This window comes from Peptoniphilaceae bacterium AMB_02, assembly GCA_036321625.1.
GTDB lineage: Bacteria > Bacillota > Clostridia > Tissierellales > Peptoniphilaceae > Microaceticoccus > Microaceticoccus formicicus.
The window spans coordinates 2,078,489-2,104,425 of sequence record CP143259.1 but is presented as its reverse complement, the minus strand read 5'-3'; the positions used below and the strand labels follow the sequence as shown (position 1 = coordinate 2,104,425).

The following is a 25,937-nucleotide window of genomic DNA, read 5'->3' as shown; positions in this document are numbered from 1 at the left end:
AGAAACTTTTTAAAAGACTATTGTCTTTTATACTAGCCATGATATTGCTACTAGGAGGTGTTCCAATTGAAGGACTTAAGTCAGCATTTGTGGAAACAGCCCATGCAGCAGAAAACTCAGGAGGCTTGCTAGATAATTTACGTAATCTTGTACGCCCTCTGGCTGATGGAATTACTGAGAATACAGATAAAGTAGAAGTGGTGGCTACAGATAAAGATGGTAATCCTATTTCAGTGAAAGTAGGACCAAAAACCTATGGGTCTTTCCAAAATGTAACCCATAAAGTCTCACTTGATGAGGGCTACGATAAACTATGTAAGAGAAATATCACTGGTGAAATTACCTTTGACTGGCCGGAACCCTCTACCTATGTGGACGTTGTCTTTATTCAAGACTTTTCTGGGTCCTTTGAAGGGACCATTGCGACCGTTGGTACCGAGATCAAAAATATGGTGAACTCTCTCAACTTTGGGACTGATATTGACGGTTCTCCCAAAGACAGAGCTATGATTGTGACATATCAAGGAAGTCAGGGAGGAGCCTTTATTTCTGGATCAGGGACCGCAACTTATAACACGGGTTCAAACTATGATTATGGTTATAAGATTCAAGATACTGGTCTTTCTACAAATGCCAAAGAGATTACCGATTGGGTAACCACGAATTATACAAGTACAAAGGTAGCTGGTGCTACACCAACAGTGGATGGAATGGTGGAGGCAAAAAAAAGATATGAGGCAGCCACACCCAATACTGCAAATTATAATAAGGCAACATATAAGGTTACAAATGGGACTACAACTTATGACCGACAAAGAAAAACAGTTTATATACTGATTACCGATGGTGCTGCAAATACTGCTAAGTGGAATAACCTTCCGACAGAATCCCAAAATCTATTGAATATCTCTAGTGCATACAAACCAGGAGCTACTGGTAATGTAATTCCGGGAACAAATTATGTTCGATATGATAATGTTGACTATAAATATGGCAGATATTATGAAATCTACAACGGATATTATTATGGGCCATATACAGGATACTACAAACCGAGTGGATATACTTATTCATCTACCCCAGTTGGCACACAAGGACCATCAGGAAGCGGTTATTATGCTGTGCCAACTGGCGGAACAACTTACTGGTTTACTGACTACACAACTTATAAAGGCGGAGATGCGAATCTTTCTTATGTTTGGTCAGACGAACGAGAAAATCCTGATGGGGCATTCTATTACCCAAACTATCTAAGAACAGAAGCCTATAAAGTAATGCTTGATGCGCAAAAACGACTTGCATCAGGAATAAGAACAACAGGCGGAGTAGGGCAATCTGCTGCCACTTTTGTGTCGGCTTTCTGGGAAGACAGAACAAGTTCAGGTAGAATCGATGGTACTAATGGTGGTTATGGAAGTGGATACGACACTTATATGAAACCAAAAATTGATGCTGCGCTTTTAGATATGGCAGGAGGCAACAATGACTTTTTTATTACATCCAGCAACATTCAGGACTTTACTTCTCGATTAACTAAAGCCTTTAAAAAAGCAGCCGCATCTGTTTTAGACAATGTAACCATTGCAAGTACTCTGGGAGTAGATACTAATGCTAGCAACTATACCCTTCAAAGAAAAGACGCAACCGCAACTGGGGGATGGGTAACTGTCAAACCAGGTGCTCAAACTGTTACTGATCCACAAAAGTTGTATCTGGACTTTGAAGATATGAAGCCGGGATCATATAAAATCACCTACCATATGTCTGAGTCTGAATATAAAGGATATACAGACACAAATAAAACCTTTAATCCCGTTAATCTTACCATGACCTTTGAAGGAAAAGATGTAGCTATTGGAAGTATTGAAGGAGAAGACCTACCTTATCTTTCAACTAACACAAAAACCGACTGTGAAATCTCTTTAAATAAGATTATTACTGAAGATAAAGAGGATTATGATAGAGGCGGGACTAATTACAAGGAACTTAAGAAGAGAAGAGATTATTTCTACTTTGATACCAAGTATACTTTTACTGATAAATTACAAGATGCTAAAGATACTCTTGTCATTCAAGATAAGATTGATCCAAATCTTGATATTGTGGATGTGTTTTTAATAGCGGGAAATACTGCTGCTGAAGCCGATGCTATTTCAGGAGCAACACCAAACAATACTCAAACATTAATAGCGGAAATGGGTGAAGGGAGTGAGTCTGGTGACTTGACAAATGTTCCTAATGTAACAATAAGTACAGACAATGTTATCACTTATACCTTACCTGAAAAACCTGGAACCATTGGAACACAGACCTTCCCATACGGAGGCTATGTAGGCAAAGATTATGTCTTAGTCGTTAAAGTTAAAATCAAAGAGGGTGTGTCCGATGCCCTGATAGAAGCGATGCGTGAGCCTATTGGAGGCGACCAGGCCGGTATGAAGGGGATTCCGAATACCTCCGAACTCTTAATCGATGGCAAGGCAACTATGTCTAATACAGTACGTGCCGTTCCACCAGTTTTCCAAGAGCCAAATATTGCTAAACAAATTCAAAAGACAAATGCAGGAGAATATTGGTCTGATTATTCTGCTATTCTTGATAATGCCCAAGAAGCTTATAATTACCGTATTCGTCTCGATATGCCTTTCGATACCACAACCTATGAAACCTTAGTAATCAGTGATACCTTAGATGAAACTATTGGTAAGACTGACGGAGATAACATCAAGGTCTACTATGTTGATCCAAATACAGGTGATAGAACTGACTTAACTTTACCTGCTGTATCAATTGATTACAATTCAGCTAGCGGGAACCATACCTTGTCTGTAACTATAGAAGACCCTGCTATATTCTCAACCTTATCGGAAAAACAGCTCTTTGTTGAGTTTCCTGTGAAGGTAAAGGACAATGCAGACTTGTCTAAAAAATATGATGATATAAGTAAGACCCTTCAGATTCACAACATATCTTCTTATAAGATTAATGATAAGTATGTCAAAGAATCTAATAAAGTAACGGCTATCATCCCATTGCCAAATGTAAGCTTGAATAAAGTGGAAAAGATTTCTGATACAGAAAATAAACCTCTTTCAGGTGCAAAATTTACCTTAACAGACATTACAGGTGGTGAGCCTGGAGTTGAAGTTTCGACAACTCTTTCTGGGGGCGACGGTTTGGTTAAATTTGAAAATCTAATCCCAGGCCGTACCTACACCATAAAGGAAACAGGAGCTCCGAGCGGATATTTACCTGTAAATAAAACTTGGACCCTTACAGTTGACAAGCAAAATAAAGTAACAATTAAAGACAATGCCACAGGTGATGCAATAGTTACCTCTCCTTTTGATGTGGAAAATACTAAACCTGAAACCCCGCAGCCTGAAAAACTTGTAAAAGTTTCAACGGCAGCTGACGACACATACAAAAAACATGAAGGTACAACAGCAGATCCTGCTTTAAAACTTTCTAAACTTGAGGAGGAAGTGACCTATAAGGTCCAAGTCCCTATTGGCTCTACAGAAGCCTTTACAGAGCTTACCTTCTTCGACCAAATGGACACCCTATTAGTACCAGACCCTAATACTTTCAAGGTATATACGGCCGAAGACCCGAATACGAAAGTTGAAGGTGTGGGCGGGATTTCAAATGGTGAGATAACCTATTCTATTACACAAAATATTGACCAACTGAAGGATAAGACCTTAGTTTTTGAATTCAAAGCCAAGGTTGGTGTAGACTTAGAAGAAGTATTTAAGAAATATCCAGACGGTATTATTCCTAATAAGGCAGATTTTGCTGTAAATGGAACACCAAAAACTACTAACGAAACGAAAATCCAAGTAAGTAAGGGTTCGGTTTCTCTGGCTAAGTTTATTGCTGATGATACAAACAATACAAATCGAGTTCCCTTACCAGAGGGGATAACCGCCGGATTCAACCTTTACAAGGTTGTAGGTGCAATAGATACCTACGAATCTGGAGCCTTAAAACCAGACACAGTGAATACTCCGGACGAATTAGTACAGTCTGTTACAGTAACAGGGCCAAATAAGACCATTATTGATAATTTAGATACTGGAACCTACTACTTAATCGAAACCTCTGCTCCAATTGGTTACGCTAAAGAAAGTGGTATCTTTGGTGAATTTACGATTCCAGGTACCGGTGGAACCATTACGGCAACTGATGTGGAAGCCACCAACATAAAGGCTGAAACCCCTACAATTTCAAAACAAATTCGTTCAACAACTAATACTGAAAGATTAGCTTACTCAGGGGAAACCTTGCCGATTGGTATAGGGGAAGTTTGGGAGTATGCTGTTGATATTAAAATGCCTGCAACACCAGACAACACTTTTGAATATACAGTCATTGATAATGTACCTTCGATTTTTGATGTAAAATCCATCGAATTCTTGGTATCGACAAAAGACGCAAATGGTGATTATGGACCGTTTACACCAAATCATGGAATTGCAGATAACTTCTATAAACCTGTTGGAACACCTCCAAATCCAAATGCAATTAAATTGGTGGTGCCAGCAAATATAGACCTAAGCGACTTTGCTGATGCAATTATCAGAATCCAAGTGAAGACCTCTGTAAAACCAGGAACAAATTTAATGGAAGCCACATACACGGATGCAGATGGCAATATTAAGTATTTTATGGAGCCTGATGGAACCATACCTAATACAGCAACCCTAAGCTATGGAGATCATTCTGAAAACTCAACTGTTAGAATTAAACCTACCATCCTTAGAAATTTAAACTTTACCAAAAAACTTGGCTTGGGAATTCTTGGAGGAGCAGAATTTGCCCTTTATAAAGTGAATAAAGCGGACGATGGTACAACAAGTGTTGATATTAACCCTGCTTTGAATCCTTTCACTAATCAACCTTACAGGGCTTCTTCTAATTCAGTAACAGGGAAAATTTCCTTTGCCAATGTGCCTGCCGGGACCTATGTTTTAAAGGAAACTTTAAGACCAGCTGGAACAGTACCTTTATATGATTATGTAGAGGTTATCGTAAGTAATGATGCGAGTCTTAAGGATGGAGACCCCGGAGCAGTTATCTTTAAAACTCCAGACGGTAACATAATTACAGATACAGAAAATCTTATTAATAACAGGCCGGTTCAACGTGGAGGTAGTAAAACGTGGACGGGAGATGATGACAACTCAAAAGACACTCGTCCTCAAGAAATTACCGTCAGACTTTTCAGAAAGATTGGCCTAAATGGTATAGAAGAAGAAGTTAATAGTGCAAAAGTCACTGTAGATTCAACAGCCTATCAAAATCTTCCTTGGTCTTACCTATTTAAAGTAGACAAATTTAACAAAACACTGATGCAATATGCTCCATCAGGTGAAGAGTATATTTACTATGTCAAAGAAGATCCGATTCCTAACTATGACTTAGTTCCTAAACAAGATAACCCTGTAACTACTGATGTAGACGAAAGTTTGTCTATGGATTTAGAAAACCAATTGAGGTTCACGCCGTTCGCGATTATTAAGAAAGACGGAGATACAAATCAACCAATTGAAGGAACGACCTTTACTCTATGGGATAAAAATAATAATGTCATTGGTGATTATGAATCCGATAAAAATGGCTTTATAAACTTTGGGGAACTTTCTAATGGAACAATTTACTATATCTCAGAGAAACAAACCGAAGTATCCGAAGACTATATCGTAAACTCAGGAACCGTTCAGGTGAATGTCGAAAAGGATGGGGCCATCAATCTAATTCCAAATCGCTTTAATAAAGCGAAGGTTACTGATTCGACTGGAACTGAGACTGGACAAGAAGGCTATGTATTCTATAACTACAAAGAACCAATTCCTGAGAAAAAATTAGAGGAGCCCATGAAACTGTAGATAAGAATGTTGACAATTATCATAACGATTTAATCAATAATCCAGTTACCTATACTATTAATGTTCCGATTAAAGGAACTGCTGATATTAACAAAATCCTAGTGGAAGATACAGTCCATGAAGTTGCAGCGGTGATACAAAATAGTTCAAGAGTGACCTTGGTTAAAGAGGACGGAACGAATCAGGACGTATCTAACTGGTTTAGAAGAACTTTAAGTCCAGACTCACGAACCATTACCTTTAAAAACTTAGAGGTAAAACCGGGAACAACGGAACCGGTCATTCCTAGTTTTGAAAATTCAACCCTTCGCTTTGAGTTTGATGCCAAGGTTGTAGTTTCGACGGCTAGATTAGTTGAATTGTTAAAGAGAGATGGATATGTTACTGGTAACACAGGATATGCTCCAAACACAGCTTTCTTTACCTTAAACGATAAACCTGAGAACCGCATTGAAACCAATGAAGTTAGATCGTATAGTGATTTAGTTTCTGTTAAATTTACTAAGAGATTAGAAGGAGAAACAGAAGGTACAACCCTGCCATTGCCAGAGGGACAAAGTGCGACTTTTGATGTCTATCGATTAAATGCGGGTACAGAAGAAAAAATTCGCGAAGAAATCACAACTAATAAATATGGAGAAGTTATAGTTCCATTAATTGAAGGGGGAGAGTATTTCCTAAGAGAAACCAGATCTCCGGAGGGTTACCTAATAGCAGATGATATCTACTTCAAACTAGAGTTTGGCCATGTAGGAACCGTTGAAGAATATACAGTCACTTATAAGATGTATCGTGGCGAAAAGGGAGAGAATGGTGATATAACCTATCCAGATGAACCTACCCATAGCTGGGATTCTTCTCAAGGAATTCCAGTACAGGCCTTAGGCGAAATCGTCGACCCGAAACCTCACTTACCTGAATTGAATAAGATGGTAAGAGGTTACACCGACGGAAATCCTGATGCATTAAAAGATCCAGAAGTTGCAGCAGGTGAAACGCCGACTACCGCAAAAATTCACGATGCCAACAGCCACTACGACGTTCCAACTTTGGCTTCTGATTTTGAGTATGTGATTGACATAGTCATGCCAGATGATGTGACGGAAATCAGCAAATTGAATTTCACTGATATTCTGCCGATAGATTTGATTATCAAAGATAGTGCCAGCGTAGACATGGAAATTGGTACAGGCCAAGGAGCTAATTTCCAAGCCGAATCTGATGACCCATCCTATGCAGGAATTTCATTTACTAGAGGCCTGAACCCAGAAACAGAAGGCTATGAAGTTGAACTGGATATTACGGGTGAGGATACCATTAAAGCCATTGAAGGAAAAGTCATTCGACTGACGATTCCTGTGGCAATCAATCCAGCCCACAAGAATAAATCGACGATGACCTTAGTCAATGGAAAGATTCTTAATACAGCTAGCTTACTTGTGAATGATAGTCATAAGGTAGAAAGTTCTGCCACAGTGACACCACCAGAAGTCTATGGCATTACCTTCAAGAAAGTGGACGACCTTGGAGAGCACGGTTTAGCCTTCGGGCAATTTATGTTGAAACAATACAAACTTGGTGATGAAACAGGTCCAGTTATCAACGGAGAAAAGATTTATCTATCTTCTGATAGTTATGGTTTCTTCACCATTGAAGATCAATTAGCTCCTGGCAAATACATTCTTGAAGAGGTTAGAGTTCCGGCGGGATATTATGATGAAAATGGCCAACCACATGATGGTCTATACGTTGCTACCTATCCTGCATATGTTGTAGAGGTAGGGGTGGATGTCCCAGTAGATATTGATGGAAATCCTGAAACAGATGCTGACGGAAATGAGATAACCAAGAAGGCTGTTAAGATTAAGGGTATTTCCAACTATGAGGATATCCTTAAAGACCCAACTATTGCAGCTGAGTATGGTCAAGAATACACCTATGATGGGACTGGTGAAGATCCTGCATTGATCTCCAACAGACGATTAGTTCGAGTACCGGTCAATAAAATTTGGGACGACAATGATAACCAAGATAAGATGAGACCTGATGCTTTAACAATGACAATTCAGAGAATCATTGTTAAGGGTGAGCCGGATAAGGTGGATTTTAGCAAAGGTTTTGACTTAACTGACGAAGATCTTACACCTGATGAAGGTGACGAAAGAGATAGCCTTGATGCTGACTTCAACAATAAGGCTAAAAACGATACAACAGGTCAGTACACCATCGAAATCCAACGTGGTCAATTCCCTGGAGAGTTCTGGGGAGAAGATCTCTATCGATATGATGAAGAGGGTAACCTATATAATTATTATATTGTTGAGCATCCAGTGGATGGCTACTCATCAAGCTACGAAGAGGTAGAAACTAATAGTATTTATTATCCAAATATTTTAACCAATACAATCGAAGTAACCAATAAGCGTAATACGAATAATAGTACTATATTGAAAAAAGTGGATGACTCAGAAACTCCAGTAGCAGTAGTTGGGGCAGTCTTTAACTTAACCTACACCAATGCCAATGGCGAAAATATCGTAAGAACCATCACAACTGGAGAAAATGGGGAAGTATATCTTTCTGACTTACAACCGAATACAACTTATAAACTGAAGGAAATTAAAGCTCCAGCGGGATATTTAGTAAATGAAACCGAATATACCCTTGTAGTAGATAATGATGGAAATGTTAAAGTTTATAGCAAGTATGTGGCAGAAGGAGATACTGCCAATGTTGAAGTGCCTCTAACAACAGAAACCAGACAAGAAACAGATCCAGAAGCTACAGAAACAGTTGAAAAGACAGTTCAAGTATTAACTGTAGAAGATAAGAAGACAGAAACGCCAACTCCTGAAAAGAAAGTAAATGGTGGAGAGTCATATACTCTTGAATCTTTAACAAAAGACTTTGAGTATACGGTTGAAGTACCGATTACTTCTGTGGAAGGATATAAGACTTTTGTTTTAGAAGATACTGTTAACGACTTATTAGAAATTGTAGCTGATTCAGCCACAATTACAGCTGATGGTAAAGATATTAAGTCTTTAGGAAGTGTTACCGTAGAAGGAAAAACGATTAAGTTTACTATTGATAAATCTGCCGCAACAGATGCAGATAGAATTGCTGCCTTTAATCAAATTGAAAACAGAACGGTTAAGTTGACTTTTAAAGCGAAAGTGGCTGATGGAAAGACGCTGAAAGATTTAATGGATTATGTAACTATTCCAGAAAATACAGCAGGTATTCCAAATACAGCTAAGTTAACCATTAACGACACACCAGCAGATTCCAATACAGTTTATGTAGTGCCAGAAGAACCAGGTACACCAGAAACCACGAAGACAGTTGAAGAAAAAGAACATCTAGACTTAACCAGTGTAAATCAAGTATTCTCTTATAAGGTAGACACAAAGGTTCCAGAATCTGTATTAGGCTATGCTAGCCTGTCTATAAAAGACACCTATGCTAAAGTCTTGGAAGTGCCAGGAGCTATTAAGTTAACCTATGTTGATGACAAGGGAGTCATTACTCCTTTAGTGGAAGGAGCAGACTATATCCTAACTCATACAGCATCAACTGCTACTGATGATGGACTAATCGAAGCTAAATTTGTAGACGGCTATGACTTTACAAAACTTGTAAACAAGACTATTGTTATGGAATTTGATGCTAGTCTGAAAACTGGACTTACAGCAGATGACTTAGCTCCATATAAGGACGAAACAAGTGGCAAAACACAAGTTCCAAATACGGCTCAGTATGTTTTAAATAACGAGCCTGGGGATGAATCAACTGTAACAGTCACTCCGCCAGATGAGCCAACAATTGATAAGAAAGTTAACGGAAAAGAAGGAAAAGATACAGATATTGAAGTCATTACAGACTTAACACAGCCGATTACCTATACAGTGGATGCAACAGTTCCAATAAATGTGGCAGGCTACAATAAGTTTGAAATTTCCGATACTCTGAAAGAAATATTTATCACTGATAAAACAAATGAAAAGAATATAAAGGCTACAGTAAGAGTCAATGACAATGACGATACTGATGGCTTAGTTGAAGTCGCTCAAAATGGCTCAACAGTAACTGCCACTATCGAGGGTGCAGACAAGATTGCTAAGTATGCAGGTAAGAAGATTACTCTAACAATTACAGCCTATATTGACCCTGCTAAGGATATTTCAAGCTTCTTAGTAGAAGGACAACTTCCAAATACAGCAGAACTTAAGGTGAATGATGAGCCTAAGCTAACAGATGACGCCAATGTAGAAGTTCCATTTGGTAAAGTAACTTTAACAAAAACAATAGATGGTAAAGAACTTCCATCAAATATGGCTGCAAGCTTTGACCTTTACAAGCAAGTAGGAGATAAACCAGATACTTTAAATGATGAAAAGTTAAATTCTTACACAACCTTAAATGGCAAACTTACAGTTTCAGGCTTAGGCGTAGGCAAATACTACTTTGTAGAAACCCAAGCTCCAGAGGGATATGTATTAGATACTACTCCAAGAGAATTTGAAGTGAAGTTAGGAGAAGATGGTAAGACAATAGAAGTCGTTGCAGGAGATAATTTCACTGGCTTTACTGTAGACAACACCACTTCTACTACACCTGATCCTAAGAAATCAGTAGGAGAAAAGGCTGAGGATGGTACAGTTATTAATGAATCAGATAAACATTTAGATCTATCAGCTATTGAAAAGACCTTCACCTACAAGGTAGAAGTACCTGTAACTAAGGTAGATGGTTGGACTAAGTTTGAACTTACTGACTCAGTTGATGGTCAACTTAAAGTTGAAAATGTAAAAGTTGAAATCAAAAATGCTGATGGAACAGTCGATAAGACTTACAAATATGATGAAACATCCTTAGAAGAAGGAGAAGTCTTTACAGTTGAGCAATCTAATAAGATTACCTTTAGCTACACCAACCCAACCAAGGCCAAAGCTTTACTTGGAAAGACTGTCGTTCTAACCTTTGATGCTACCATTACAGATCTAGCTAAGTTCTTAGAAGCCCATCCAAATGCGATTGTAGGAAATACAGCTAGCCTAGATGTAGGAAATGGACCTAAGGATTCCAATGAAGTAACGGTAACTCCACCAGGAGAAATTCCAGGTCCAATTAAGACCATTAATGGAGACGATCAAACAAAAGAAGGATCAACACCATTAAAACTTGGAACCAAAGACCAAACATTCACTTACGATGTAAGGGCAATAGTTCCTACAAATGTTACAGGATATGAATCGTTTACAATTACAGATAAGTTAGAAAGTGTTCTTGAAACACCAACTGATTTATCTAAGGTAACAGTATATGTAAATGACCTAGTAAACGCTGATTTGAAACAATATGTAACAAGTACAACTGATGTTGATGGAAAACAAGTTATTGCTTTAGATATTGATAATACTAATATTGACCCAGACTTTGACTTTAAGTCACTTGCTGGTAAGACAGTAAGATTATCTATAGAAGCAAACTTCAAGTCTACAGTAACAGATGCAGACCTAGCTAAGTATATTGTGGATCCATCAACAGAAGTAGTTGTTCCAAATACAGCAGACTTGAAGATTAACGACACTACTAAGACTTCGAACAAGGTTAACGTAACTCCACCAGGAGATGAGCCTACAGTAGAAAAGACAGTAGAAACTACAGATGTAGCAGCTACTAAGGAAGCAGCTTTACTAAAAGCAAAAGAAACACCATTCACTTATAAGGTTAATGTAACTGTTCCAAGCAATGTAGAAGGCTACAAGTCTATTAAGTTAGAAGATAACCTAGAAGATGTACTTGAAGTATCTTCATATGAAGTACAAGTAGATGGAACAAAGGACGATACTTTAACAGGGAAAGTTGTAACAGATACGACTGACACTAATAAGTTGACCCTTGATATTACAGAAGGCTTTGCAGATTACGCAGGCAAGACAATAACCCTAGTAATTAATGCTAAGATAAAAGACTCTGTAACTATGGACCAAATTGCTCACAACTATGGAAACTCAACAATTCCTAACAAGGCAACATTAACATTTAATGGAGATCCAAAAGACTCCAACGAAGTTGGCGTAACACCACCAGGAGATACACCAACTCCAACAAAAGATGTTAACGCTCAAACAGACATTAAGTTAGGAAACATCAAGGATGAATTTATCTACAATGTAAGATACACCATTCCAACCAATGTAACTGGCTTTGAAAAATTAGTGATGACAGATACCTTGGAAAAAGTGTTGGTTACAGCTAAAGATAGAATTACTGTTTATGTAGATGATAAGAAAGATGATAATCTAACAAATGCAATAACAGTAACAGAACCAGCAGATCCTGCTACAGAAGGACAAACTATTAAGTTAGAAACAACAAAAGGATTTGCAACCTTCTTGTTTGGCAATGCCTTTGAAGACCTAGCAGGAAAAACTATCCGTGTAGAAATCAAAGCTAATATTAAAGCTGATGCAGACTTATCTGCTTACGCTGAAAATGATGGCAAGATTCCAAATACTGCGAAATTAAAACTTAATGATAGTCCAGAAAAAACAACGGATGAAGTTTATGTAACTCCATCTAAGGGTGATGTAATATTAACTAAGTTGGTAGATGGAAAAGAATTAACAGATGAACAAACGGCAAGCTTCGAACTTTACAAGGTCGTAGGCTTAGTTGATAGTGCTGAAAATGGAGAAAAAGATGACACTCAAGTAGCCCTAGGAGGAACTGTAGAAGCACCAATTTATACAGCTGAAGTTAACGCAACAAATAATCAAATTACAGTTAATGGCTTAGAAGCTGGATCCTATTACTTTAAGGAAACTAAAGCTCCAGCAGGCTATGTACTGGATGCTACACCAATTGAATTTACAATTGAAGCAGACCAAACTATAGCTAAATCCTTAACCTGGAACAACACCAAGGGTGATGTGCCAACCCCAGAAAAGACAGTGGATAAGGCAGAAGAAAAACTTCTTGATGTTATGGATCAAGTCCATGAATATGTAATTACAATCCCTGGTACACAAATCAAAGAAGTACCAACAGAATTTGTCTTAACAGATAACCTTCACAAGTTCTTAGAAGTTGTGGAACCAGTTACTGTAACTATTGGTGGAGAAAATGCTAACGCAACAGTAACTCATGTAGTAAATGCAGATGAAACGACCTCTGTAGTTTATACAGCAAACGATGCGGATCTTAAAGCTATGTTTGACACAGCTGGCAAGGATGTAGTAATGACCTTCCAGGCTAAGATTAAGGCCGGCGTAACTATTGACCAAATCAAGGCAGAATTTAAAGAATCTATGATTCCAAACAATGCTTCCTTGATGTTTAATGGTGAACCAGAAGTAACTTCAAACACTACAAAAGTAGGACCAAAGACAGGCGAAGTAACACTTAATAAATTAGCAGATGGTGCAGCATTACCATCAGGAACTGCAGCAGTCTTTGAACTTTACAAAGTTGCAGTTGCGCCAGCTACAGAAGATACAAAGATAGGCTCATACGCAACTGGCGTAGATGCATCAATCACAGTAAAAGACCTTGAACTAGGAAACTACTACTTTAAGGAAATTACTGCACCAGCAGGCTTTGTATTAGACCAAACAGCAAGAGAATTTACTATTGAAGCTGTAACTGCTGACGATGGAACAACTACAATCCAAGCAGTAGCAGGAAACAACTTCACTTACACTCCTGAAGGTCAAGAAGGACAAAACTTTACAGTTAACAACGTTAAGTCAACAACCCCAACACCTGAAAAGGAGGTAGGAGAAGATACTTTAAGTATTGACCAATTAGACCTATCAGGTTTTGATAAGCCATTTAACTATGAAGTAAGTATTCCAGTTGGCTCAACAGCAGGTTGGACAGAATTCACTCTAACTGACCCAGTAGATTCAACACTAGAAATAGTTGACGGTTCAGTAAAAGTAACAGTAGGAACAACAGAATATACACCGACAGCACCTGGGATCGCATCACAATTTGATGTTGTAGATAACCTAATTACCTTCAAGGTAACTGATCCAGCTGAAATTAAGAACTTAGAAAATCAAGATGTTGTTCTAAGCTTCACAGCTAAGATCAAAGTTACACCAGAAGAATTTATTAAGGCTCACCCAGATGCAATTGTAGGCAACGCAGCTAACCTAGAAGTAGGCAACGGCCCAACATCTTCCAACAAGGTCGATGTAAAACCAGTTCTTGGTGAAGTAACCTTAACTAAGACAGCCGAAGGGGAGGCTCTTCCAGCTGGAACTTCTGCAACCTTTGAACTTTACAAGAAGGCAGTGGATCCAGCTACAGAGGATACTCTAATTGGCACTTACTCAACTACAAAAGTTGGTGGAAAAGACCAAATTACAGTTAAAAACTTAGCTGATGGAGAATACTACTTTAAAGAAACAGTAGCTCCAAATGGTTTTGTAATCAGTGAAGGCAATAAAGAATTTACGATTACAATAGAGAATGGGGTAGCTACAACTACTGGTTTAGAAGATTTTGAGACTCTAACAGTTGATAACAAGAAATCTGAAATCCCGACACCTAAGAAAGATGTAACGGATTCAGACCAAAATAACCTTGACCATGTAGACTTAACTACAGTGGATGAATCATTCACTTACGAGGTAGAAGTACCAGTAACCAAGGTAGACGGATGGACAGACTTTACTTTAACTGACCCAGTAGACAAGGCTCTAACCGTAGATGAAGACAGTGTTAAAGTTGTCATTGACACCAAGGAATATACAATCGCTGCACAAGACGATGCAAGCTTAACTCTTGATGCAGACAATGTGATTACCTTTAAGTTAGACACAGCAGAAAAAGCGAAGGCTCTATTAGGAAAGACTGTAGTATTGACCTTTAATGCTAAGATTACTGATATCAAAGCCTTCCTAGCAGCTCACCCAGATGCGGTAGTAGGAAACGAAGCTAAGATAACAGTTGGCAACGAATCATCTACTTCTAACAATGTAACGGTAACTCCACCAGGAGAAAATCCAGGACTTGATAAGAAGGTCAATGGTGAAGACGAGATTACTATTCAAGGCTTAGATGAAAAACTAACCTATACAATGGACATTACCGTTCCAGCCAACACCAAAGACATTACTAAGATTCATTTAACGGATACCTTCCTACCAATCTTTAAGCTAGGAACCACTCCTACAGTGAAGGTTGTAAATCTTGACGGAACAGATAATGCAGAATTAACAACAGCTATTAATGACATTACTGATGTAGTAAAAGTTGACGGACAATTACTAGAATTGTTAGTTAAAGATGCAGATGCGGACCAATTTGCAGGCACTAAGATTGTTGTAACTATTGATGCTACTATCGACACAACTAAGAACCTAGCAGACTATCTAGTAGCAGGTGCATTACCAAATACAGCGACCTTGTCCTACACTAATGACCCAACAAAGGACATTGACGATACAGCAAAGGTAACACCTCCGGGAGAAGATCCAACACCTAAGAAGGATGTAAACGGAAAAGATGGTTTAGTTCTTGGAGCAAAAGACCAAGTATTCACTTACCATGTTGGAGCAACAGTACCATCAGACATTTCTAAGTTCACTAAGTATGTATTGGTGGATAACTTAGAAGACGTATTGGTACCAGGCACAATAATAGTAAAAGTAAATGGAACAGAATCAACAGAATTAACTGACTTAGTAACTGTTACAGAAAATGGAACAGACAAGAACATTGTTACTCTAAATATTCCATTAGATACTCTTCTAAACTACAGAGGAAAATATATTGAAATCTCAATAGACGCCAATGTAGCAAAAGACGCAGACCTAAGCAAGTACACTAACAACACAGTTCCAAACAAAGCAACCTTATCAATCACAGACAATCCTTACGATGATATGGATACAAATGAAGTTCCAGTAACTCCTCCAAATGATGAAGAACCAACAATCAAGAAGGAAGTTTCTAAACTAGACGGAACAAACAAGACAGATGGAAATCTTGACTTAGGAAGCAAGACAGAAGAATATAAATACTATGTAAACGCAACAGTTCCAGTAAACACAAACGGATTTGTTAAGTTTGTAATTGAAGATAAACTTGAAAGTGTACTAGACATAGTATCAACTAAAGTTGTATTAAGTGACGGTTCAACTTATGCTGGCCCACAACCAACAACAGACACAGCAACAAATACCGTAAGCTTAGACCTAAGCAGTGTAATAAAGGACTATGCGGGCAAGACAGTAACCCTTGAAATTAATGCTAATATCAAGGCAGATGCAGATTTATCAGCATACACTGGCGAAAAAGTTCCAAACAAGGCTACTTTAAACTTCAACGATAAACCAATGGAATCAAACGAAGTTACAGTAACACCTCCAGGAACAACACCAGATCCTAAGAAGGACGTAAACGGAAAGCCAAAGGATAGTCTAATAAGTAAGACTCAAGAATTCACTTACAATGTTTGGGCTGATATTCCAACAAACGTAACTGGATACACTAAGTTAAACCTAACAGACGACCTTGAAGACGTATTAGACGTTGTTTCAACAAAAGTTTCAGTAGCAGGCGTTGAAGATTCTACTTTAACAAGTGCAGTACAAGTAACAACAGATGGAACAAACGTAGTAACATTAGATATTACAAGTGGATTTGACAAGCTAGCTGGCAAGAGAATTAACCTTGAAATAACAGCTAAGGTTAAAGAGGACGCTGACCTATCTGGATATGCAAACAATGAAATTCCAAACAAGGCAAGCTTAACATTAAACGATAATCCAGCTAAGGATACAGATAATGTTCCAGTGATACCACCAAATGATGAAGTACCAACAATCGAAAAGAAAGTTGGAACAGCTGACGACAACGTGTCTAGAGATCCATTGACACTAGCAACATTAACAACACCATATATCTATCATGTAGATGTAAAAGTACCAACTAATGTAGCAGAATACAATCAAATTAAGATTGAAGATACACTAGAAGACGTACTTCAAGTTGGAACAGTTAAGATACTAGTAAATGGAGTGGAAGATACTACATTAAAAGCAACGACAAATGGAAATGTAGTAAGCTTAGAACTTAACAAGACAACAGATCCGACAGTAGACTTCACAAAATATGCTGGCAAGACTATCACAATGGTAATTAATGCCAACATTAAAGATGGAGCAGACCTAAGCAAGTACTTGACAGGCTCTGTACCAAACAAAGCAACATTAACATTTAACGATAAGCCAACAGACTCTAATGAAGTACTAGTAACTCCTCCTGGAGAAGAACCAACATTAGACAAGAAGGTAAAAGGTGCTGTAGCAGGAACAAACGATACTCCAGCAGATGAAATTAAGATTGAAGGCTTAGATGAACAATTAACTTACACTATGGACATCACTGTTCCAATGAACACAAAAGATATTACTAAGATAGTATTAGAAGATACTTTCCTAAATATCTTTAAGTTAGAAGCAGCAACAGTAGAAGTAACAAAAGATGGAGTTAAGGATGACGCATTAACAACATCAGCAGCAGGTAATTTAACAACAGTTGGCCAAAAAGTAAGCCTACAAATTGTAGGAGCAGCAGAAGCTAACAAGTATGCAGGAACAGTAATTAAAGTAACAGTTCCAGCAACAATTAACACAGGTATGAACTTGGCAGATTACCTTGTAGATGGTGTATTACCAAATACAGCTAAATTGTCATATCAAAACGACCCAACAAAAGATATTACAGATACAGCTAAGGTAACTCCTCCTGGAGAAGATCCAACACCTGTGAAAGACGTTGATGGTGATAAATCTAAGAACCTAGGTTCACTAGATCAAAAATTCACCTACCACATCAACGCAAATGTACCAGCAGATGTATCTACATTTACTAAGTATGTATTATCAGATAACTTAGAAAATGTATTAGAAACAGCTCTAGATAGAATTGTTGTAAGAGTAAATGGAAATGTAGATACTACACTTAAAGGAATGGTTAGCCTTGGAGTAAATGACAAGGTTGAAGGCTCTGACGATAACACTGTAGTATTAGATATTCCAGTAGAACAATTAAAAAATTATGCAGGTAAACACATTGAAGTATCCATTGGAGCAAATATTAAAGACGGAGCTGATTTATCAGGCTACGAAAATAATACAGTTCCAAACAAGGCAACATTGGTAGTTGGAGATAATCCAGACCAATCCTTTGATACAGAAGATGTACCTGTAACACCTCCAAATGATGAGGAACCAAAGATCAACAAAGAAGTTGCTAAGGAAGATGGTTCAGATAAGACTTCTGAAAATCTAAACTTGGCAGCTAAAGACGAAACTTACAAATATTTTGTAAATGTTCAAGTACCAACAAATACAAATGGATTCACTGAGTTCATAATCGAAGACAAACTTGAGAGCGTGCTGAAAATAGGCACTGTGCAAGTTCTATTAAGTGATGCCTCAAACTATGAAGGTCCACAAGCAAAAGTTGATGAAGCGACAAATACTGTAAGCTTAGACTTGTCATCAGTTATCAAAGATTATGCAGGTAAGACTGTAACCCTTGAAATTGAAGCTAATATCAAGGCTGATGCAGACTTAACTAAGTATCAAGGAGAACAAGTTCCTAACAAGGCAACTCTAAACTTCAACGATAAACCTATGGAATCAAATGAAGTTACAGTAACACCTCCAGGAACAACTCCAACACCAGTGAAGACAGTAAATGGTAAAGACCAATTGACCCTTGGCAAGAAAGACCAAAACTTCTTCTATGACGTTCGTGTCGAAGTTCCAGTCAATACAAACGGCTTTAAGTCATTTGTAATAACAGATACATTGAAAGATGTATTGGAAACAAACAAAGACAGAGTTACAGTTTATATCAACGATATTGTGAATGCTCAATACAAGGAAGACTACTTGACTGTAAATGGACAAGAAGTGAAGTTTGAAATCCCAGAAACAGCAAACTTTGACTTCAAAGCTCTAGCAGGCAAGACAGTAAGAATTAGTATTGATGCAAATATTAAGGCTGACACAACGGATGAACAATTAAAGGCTTATATTGCTGAAGGATCAACAGATGTTGTTGTACCAAACGAAGCAACATTATCAATCAACAACGATCCTAAGACTTCTAATACTGTGAATATCACTCCTCCAGGAGAGGAACCTACCGTTGAAAAGACAGTTGAAACAACAGATGCTCTTATAAGTGATGCGACAAAAGAAGACTTACTTCTAAAGACAAAAGAAACACCATTCACTTACAAGGTTTCTGTAGACGTTCCAAATAACGTTGAAGGCTACAAGAATATTATTGTAGAAGATACTTTAGAATCAGTATTAGAAATTGTTGGAGAACCAAGCGTTGAATTGAGCAGTGGAACTTATGCGGGACCTGCAGCTCAAGTAGACGGCAATAAGGTAAGTCTAACAATTACAGAAAACTTTGCAGACTATGCAGGTAAGACTATTACCCTAGTCATCAAGGCTAAGATTAAAGATTCTGTAACTATGGATCAAATTGCCTATGCTTATGGCGAGTCAGCTATACCAAACAAGGCGACCTTAACCTTTAATGATAAGCCAAAAGATTCTAACGAGGTAACAGTAACTCCACCAGGAGATACGCCAACACCTGTGAAAACAGTAAATGCAAAGACACATGAAGATCTTGCAAGCATTGGAGAAGAATTTGTTTACAATGTTAAGTACACTATTCCAACAAATGTAACTGGCTTTAATAAGTTAGTGATGACAGATACACTTGAAAAAGTATTAACTACTTCAAGAGATAAGATTACAGTTTATGTAGATGAGCAAGAAGATGAGAATTTAACTAAAGAAGTTAAGCTTGTACAAGATGCAGATGATGCAGAAAAACAAGAAGTAAGCTTAACTATCAATAGTGGATTCTTGACATCAATCTTTGGTTCTGCCTTTGATAGACTTGCGGGCAAGACCATTCGAGTAGAAATCAAAGCTAATATTAAAGATGGAGCAGATCTGTCTGCATATACTGATAATAAAGTTCCTAATAAGGCTACTTTAAAACTTAATGATGATGGCGAGGTTATACCATCTAATGAAGTTACTGTGACACCACCTAAGGGAGATGTTATCTTAACTAAGTTGGCAAACGGTGAACCATTAAGTGGAGATCAAGCAGCTAAGTTTAAGCTTTACAAACAAGTAGGAGATATGCCAGCTTATCCAACCACTGGTGTAGATGTTGAGATTCCGTTCTCTGAAACTGAATCAGAATATACAGCTTCAGCAGGAAAACAAATTTCTGTAACAGGACTTGACGCAGGTAACTACTACTTTGTAGAAAGTGAAGCTCCAGTTGGATTGATGATTAATGATAAGCCAATAACATTTACAATTAGTGCAGATCAAACTCAATCAATTGCTCTAACTTGGAACAACGTAACACCAGGAACACCAGAACCAGTTAAAACTGTAAGTGACGAAGATCAAAAAGATCTAAGCCATGTCGACCTAAGTACTGTTGATGAAAAGTTCACTTATACAGTGACGGTTCCAACAGAAGATACAAATGGTTGGACTAAATTAACAATTACTGACCAAGTAGATGAACAATTAACAGTTGATCCTAACTCAGTAAAAGTAACTCTAGACGGTCAAGAAGTTAAATTAGGTGATCAAGTTGAAGATATTGAGTTTACACTTGAAAACAACTTAATTACCTTCAACTACAACAACCCAACTAAAGTTCAAGGTCTGAAAGGTAAAGTCGTTGTCTTAACCTTTGATGCGACAATTACTAATCTTGAAGAATTCTTGAAAGCTCATCCAAATGCAATAGTTGGAAACACAGCTGACCTAGATATTGGTAACGGACCAGTAACATCAAATGAAGTAACAGTAACTCCACCAGGAGATACTCCAACACCTCATAAAGATGTAAATGGTAAGGCAAGTGAAAACTTAGGATCAATAGATCAAAGCTTCACATACAACGTATGGGTAGACGTTCCAAGCAACGTAACAGGATATACAAAACTAAACCTAACAGATGATTTAGAAGACGTATTAGAAGTAACAGGAACAAAAGTTACAGTAGCAGGAATACCAAACGATGTATTAAATGGAAAAGTAGTATTAGATGATGCAACAAGTAAAGTATCATTAGACATTACAGAAGGATTTGCAGATTTAGCAGGAAAGAGAATAAATCTAGCAATAACAGCAGTAATTAAAGACGGAGCAGACTTAAGCGGATACACAAACAACACAGTACCAAATAAGGCAACTCTAACTTTAAACGATGATACAAACACAACAAAAGAAACAGAAGAAGTACCAGTAACACCACCAAATCCTAACGAACCACCTGTAGAAAAAACAGTAAGTAAGTTAGATGGAACAGGTACAACAAAAGGAAACTTAAATCTGTTAGCAAAAGATGAAAAATTCATCTTCAACGTAAACACAACAGTACCAACTAACGTAAATGGATACACTCAAATTAAGTTAGAAGATACTCTAGTAGACGTGCTAGCAGCAGAAAAAGCAATAGTAAAAGTAGATGGAGTAGAAGATACAAACCTTGTTCCAACAATAGATGGACAAAAAGTATCAATAGACATCACAAGTAACTTTGCAGACTACGCAGGAAAAACAATAAGCTTAGAAATAACATCAAGCATAAAAGCAGATGCAGATCTAAGCGCATATGTAAACCAAGTAGTACCAAATAATGCAACATTAACATTTAATGGAACACCAAAAACATCAAATGAAGTAACAGTAACTCCACCAGGAGAAGTACCAACACCTCATAAAGATGTAAATGGTAAGGAAAGTGAAAACTTAGGATCAATAGATCAAAGCTTCACATACAACGTATGGGTAGACGTTCCAAGCAACGTAACAGGATATACAAAACTAAACCTAACAGATGATTTAGAAGACGTATTAGAAGTAACAGGAACAAAAGTTACAGTAGCAGGAATACCAAACGATGCATTAAATGGAAAAGTAGTATTAGATGATGCAACAAGTAAAGTATCATTAGACATTACAGAAGGATTTGCAGATTTAGCAGGAAAGAGAATAAATCTAGCAATAACAGCAGTAATTAAAGACGGAGCAGACTTAAGCGGATACACAAACAACACAGTACCAAATAAGGCAACTCTAACTTTAAACGATGATACAAACACAACAAAAGAAACAGAAGAAGTACCAGTAACACCACCAAATCCTAACGAACCACCTGTAGAAAAAACAGTAAGTAAGTTAGATGGAACAGGTACAACAAAAGGAAACTTAAATCTGTTAGCAAAAGATGAAAAATTCATCTTCAACGTAAACACAACAGTACCAACTAACGTAAATGGATACACTCAAATTAAGTTAGAAGATACTCTAGTAGACGTGCTAGCAGCAGAAAAAGCAATAGTAAAAGTAGATGGAGTAGAAGATACAAACCTTGTTCCAACAATAGATGGACAAAAAGTATCAATAGACATCACAAGTAACTTTGCAGACTACGCAGGAAAAACAATAAGCTTAGAAATAACATCAAGCATAAAAGCAGATGCAGATCTAAGCGCATATGTAAACCAAGTAGTACCAAATAATGCAACATTAACATTTAATGGAACACCAAAAACATCAAATGAAGTAACAGTAACTCCACCAGGAGATACTCCAACACCTCATAAAGATGTAAATGGTAAGGCAAGTGAAAACTTAGGATCAATAGATCAAAGCTTCACATACAACGTATGGGTAGACGTTCCAAGCAACGTAACAGGATATACAAAACTAAATCTAACAGATGATTTAGAAGACGTATTAGAAGTAACAGGAACAAAAGTTACAGTAGCAGGAATACCAAACGATGCATTAAATGGAAAAGTAGTATTAGATGATGCAACAAGTAAAGTATCATTAGACATTACAGAAGGATTTGCAGATTTAGCAGGAAAGAGAATAAATCTAGCAATAACAGCAGTAATTAAAGATGGAGCAGACTTAAGCGGATACACAAACAACACAGTACCAAATAAGGCAACTCTAACTTTAAACGATGATACAAACACAACAAAAGAAACAGAAGAAGTACCAGTAACACCACCAACTGAAACTCCAAAGGTTGTTAAGGATGTTAATGGTAAAGAAAATGAAATTCTTTCAAGCTTAGAAGAAGTATTCACTTATAATATAAAATCAACAGTTCCAGTTGGAGCTACAAGATTTACTTTAAGTGATGATTTAGAAGATGTATTAGAAGTAATAAGCTGTGAAGTTAAAGTCAATAATGATGTTGTTGACACATTAACTCCAGATGTCGATGCTACGACTTCAAAGGTAGTATTAGACATTAAAGATGGACTTGATGAATTAGTTGGTAAAGAAATTACTTTATCAATAAATGCTAAGATAAAGACAGGTGCAGATTTAAGTGGCTACATTAAACAAGTAGTTCCAAACACTGCGACATTATCAATTAATGATGGACCAGAAAATAATTCTAATACAGTAAATGTAACACCTAGTGTTAGAAACTTTGAAGTTCAAAAGATTTGGACTGATATTCCAGAAGGAACTCCTGATGGAACTAGCCCAGAACAAGGTAAGTATGTTGCAGAATTCACTTTATATGCAAATGGAGAAGTTTTAGAAACTTTCACAATTACAGGTAATGACACTAAGGTATTTACTGATTTACCAGTATTTGATGAATCAGGCAATAAGATAGAATACACTGTAGAAGAAACTAAGGTAGAAGGATATGGATCAGTTAAGGGAACTCTTCCTTGTGGATCAGTATTTGTAAATATTCCTGAAACTGAATATGGTGTAGTTCTACAAAAACTTGATAGCGTAACAAGTGAAGTTCTTCCAGGAGCGGTATTCGAACTTTGGGCAAAGGCTGCAGATGGAACAAATACTACTACAGTAGAATTAGAAAATCTAAATGCAGAGCTTGAAGCTGCTAAGGCAGAACTTGCAGCTGCAAATAGCACAAATAATGATGCTAGAATACAAGAGCTTGAAGCTTATCTAGTAACAGCTAATGCAACAAAAGCGGATCTTGAAGCTCAAAAGGATGCTGTAACAGCTGATACACTAGCAGCAACAGAACAAGATATTGATAGTGCAGCTAATGCAACAAATGCGGATCTTGAAGCTGAAAAGGATGCTGTAACAGCTGATACACCACTAGAAGTAATACAAGATATTGATAGTGAGCTTGCACAAATTAATAGTGATATTAATGAGGCTCAAAGCGAACTTGATAGCTTGAAAGCTGGTACTACAGTTGATACAACAGCATTAGAAACAAAGATTGCAGATTTAGAAACTGAAATTGCTGATCTTAATACTGCAAATACGACAGCAGCGGATGTAAGTCCAATGGCAGTAGGAGAAGTAAACGCAGATGGAGATGTTCTAATTGGAGAGTATACAACAGATGCAAATGGATTAATCGTAGTTGGAGGACTTAAAGCTGGAAGTTATTACTTCACAGAAACTAATGCTCCAAACGGATATAAGGATCCAGCAGTTGATAACAGATATGACTTTACAGTTCCAGATACTACAGATCCATCTAAGCCTGTAGCAATAACAGTAACAAATGAAAAGGTAGAAGTACCACCAACACCAGAATATACTAATATTAACGGTATTAAGACTTGGGTTGGAGATACAGAAGCAACAAGACCTGCTTCAATAGTTGTTAAGTTAATAAATGAAACAACTGGAGAAGTAAAAGAATTAACAGTAACCAAGGATAACAACTGGGCTTATGACTTTGGAGAGGTAATGACAAAGGATGCAGATGGAAAGACTTACAGCTACAGAGTAGAAGAAGTTGTACCAGCTGGATACACTGCAACTTATAGTGGATATGACATTACTAATACAAAGACTCCAGAAGATCCAACACCAGGCACACCAGAATATACAAATATTAATGGTATTAAGAAATGGGTTGGAGACACAGAAGCAACAAGACCTGCTTCAATAGTTGTTAAGTTAATAAATGAAACAACTGGAGAAGTAAAAGAATTAACAGTAACCAAGGATAACAACTGGGCTTATGACTTTGGAGAGGTAATGACAAAAGATGCAGATGGAAAGACTTATAGCTACAGAGTAGAAGAAGTTGTACCAACTGGATACACTGCAACTTACAGTGGATATGACATTACTAATACAAAGACTCCAGAAGATTCAACACCAGGCACACCAGAATATACTAATATTAATGGTATTAAGAAATGGGTTGGAGACACAGAAGCAACAAGACCTGCTTCAATAGTTGTTAAGTTAATAAATGAAACAACTGGAGAGGTAAAAGAATTAACAGTAACCAAGGATAACAACTGGGCTTATGACTTTGGAGAGGTAATGACAAAAGATGCAGATGGAAAGACTTATAGCTACAGAGTAGAAGAAGTTGTACCAACTGGATACACTGCAACTTACAGTGGATATGACATTACTAATACAAAGACTCCAGAAGATCCAACACCAGGCACACCAGAATATACAAATATTAATGGTATTAAGAAATGGGTTGGAGACACAGAAGCAACAAGACCTGCTTCAATAGTTGTTAAGTTAATAAATGAAACAACTGGAGAAGTAAAAGAATTAACAGTAACCAAGGATAACAACTGGGCTTATGACTTTGGAGAGGTAATGACAAAGGATGCAGATGGAAAGACTTATAGCTACAGAGTAGAAGAAGTTGTACCAACTGGATATACTGCAACTTACAGTGGATATGACATTATAAACACTAAAGTACCGGATAAACCAGTAGATCCAATAGATCCAACACCGGACAAACCAGAAGATCCAGTTGAACCAACACCAAGTCCAGAGAAACCAATAAAACCAATAGACCCAGTAGAAACAAATCCTTTTACTTTAGTTGAAGGATATGGATTACACATAGGAACTATGGTATTAGCAGCAATGGGAATTGTGTTCGCGGACTTGAAGCGAAGAAGAAAGAATTAATTTCAAAAAGAGCTTACTTTAAATGAACTGA

Annotated in this window: 2 protein-coding genes; both read left to right on the top strand. The window is 37.4% G+C overall.

What is annotated here, in order from left to right; all coding sequences use genetic code 11:
• Positions 1 to 197 precede the first annotated feature (197 nt).
• Positions 198 to 5,891, top strand: a complete 5,694-nt coding sequence (locus VZL98_09980; GenBank protein ID WVH63017.1) for a SpaA isopeptide-forming pilin-related protein — start codon at positions 198 to 200, stop codon at positions 5,889 to 5,891.
• Positions 5,892 to 5,992: 101 nt separating this feature from the next.
• On the top strand, positions 5,993 to 25,906 hold the full coding sequence (locus VZL98_09975) for an isopeptide-forming domain-containing fimbrial protein (protein WVH63016.1): 19,914 nt from the start codon (positions 5,993 to 5,995) through the stop codon (positions 25,904 to 25,906).
• Positions 25,907 to 25,937 lie beyond the last annotated feature (31 nt).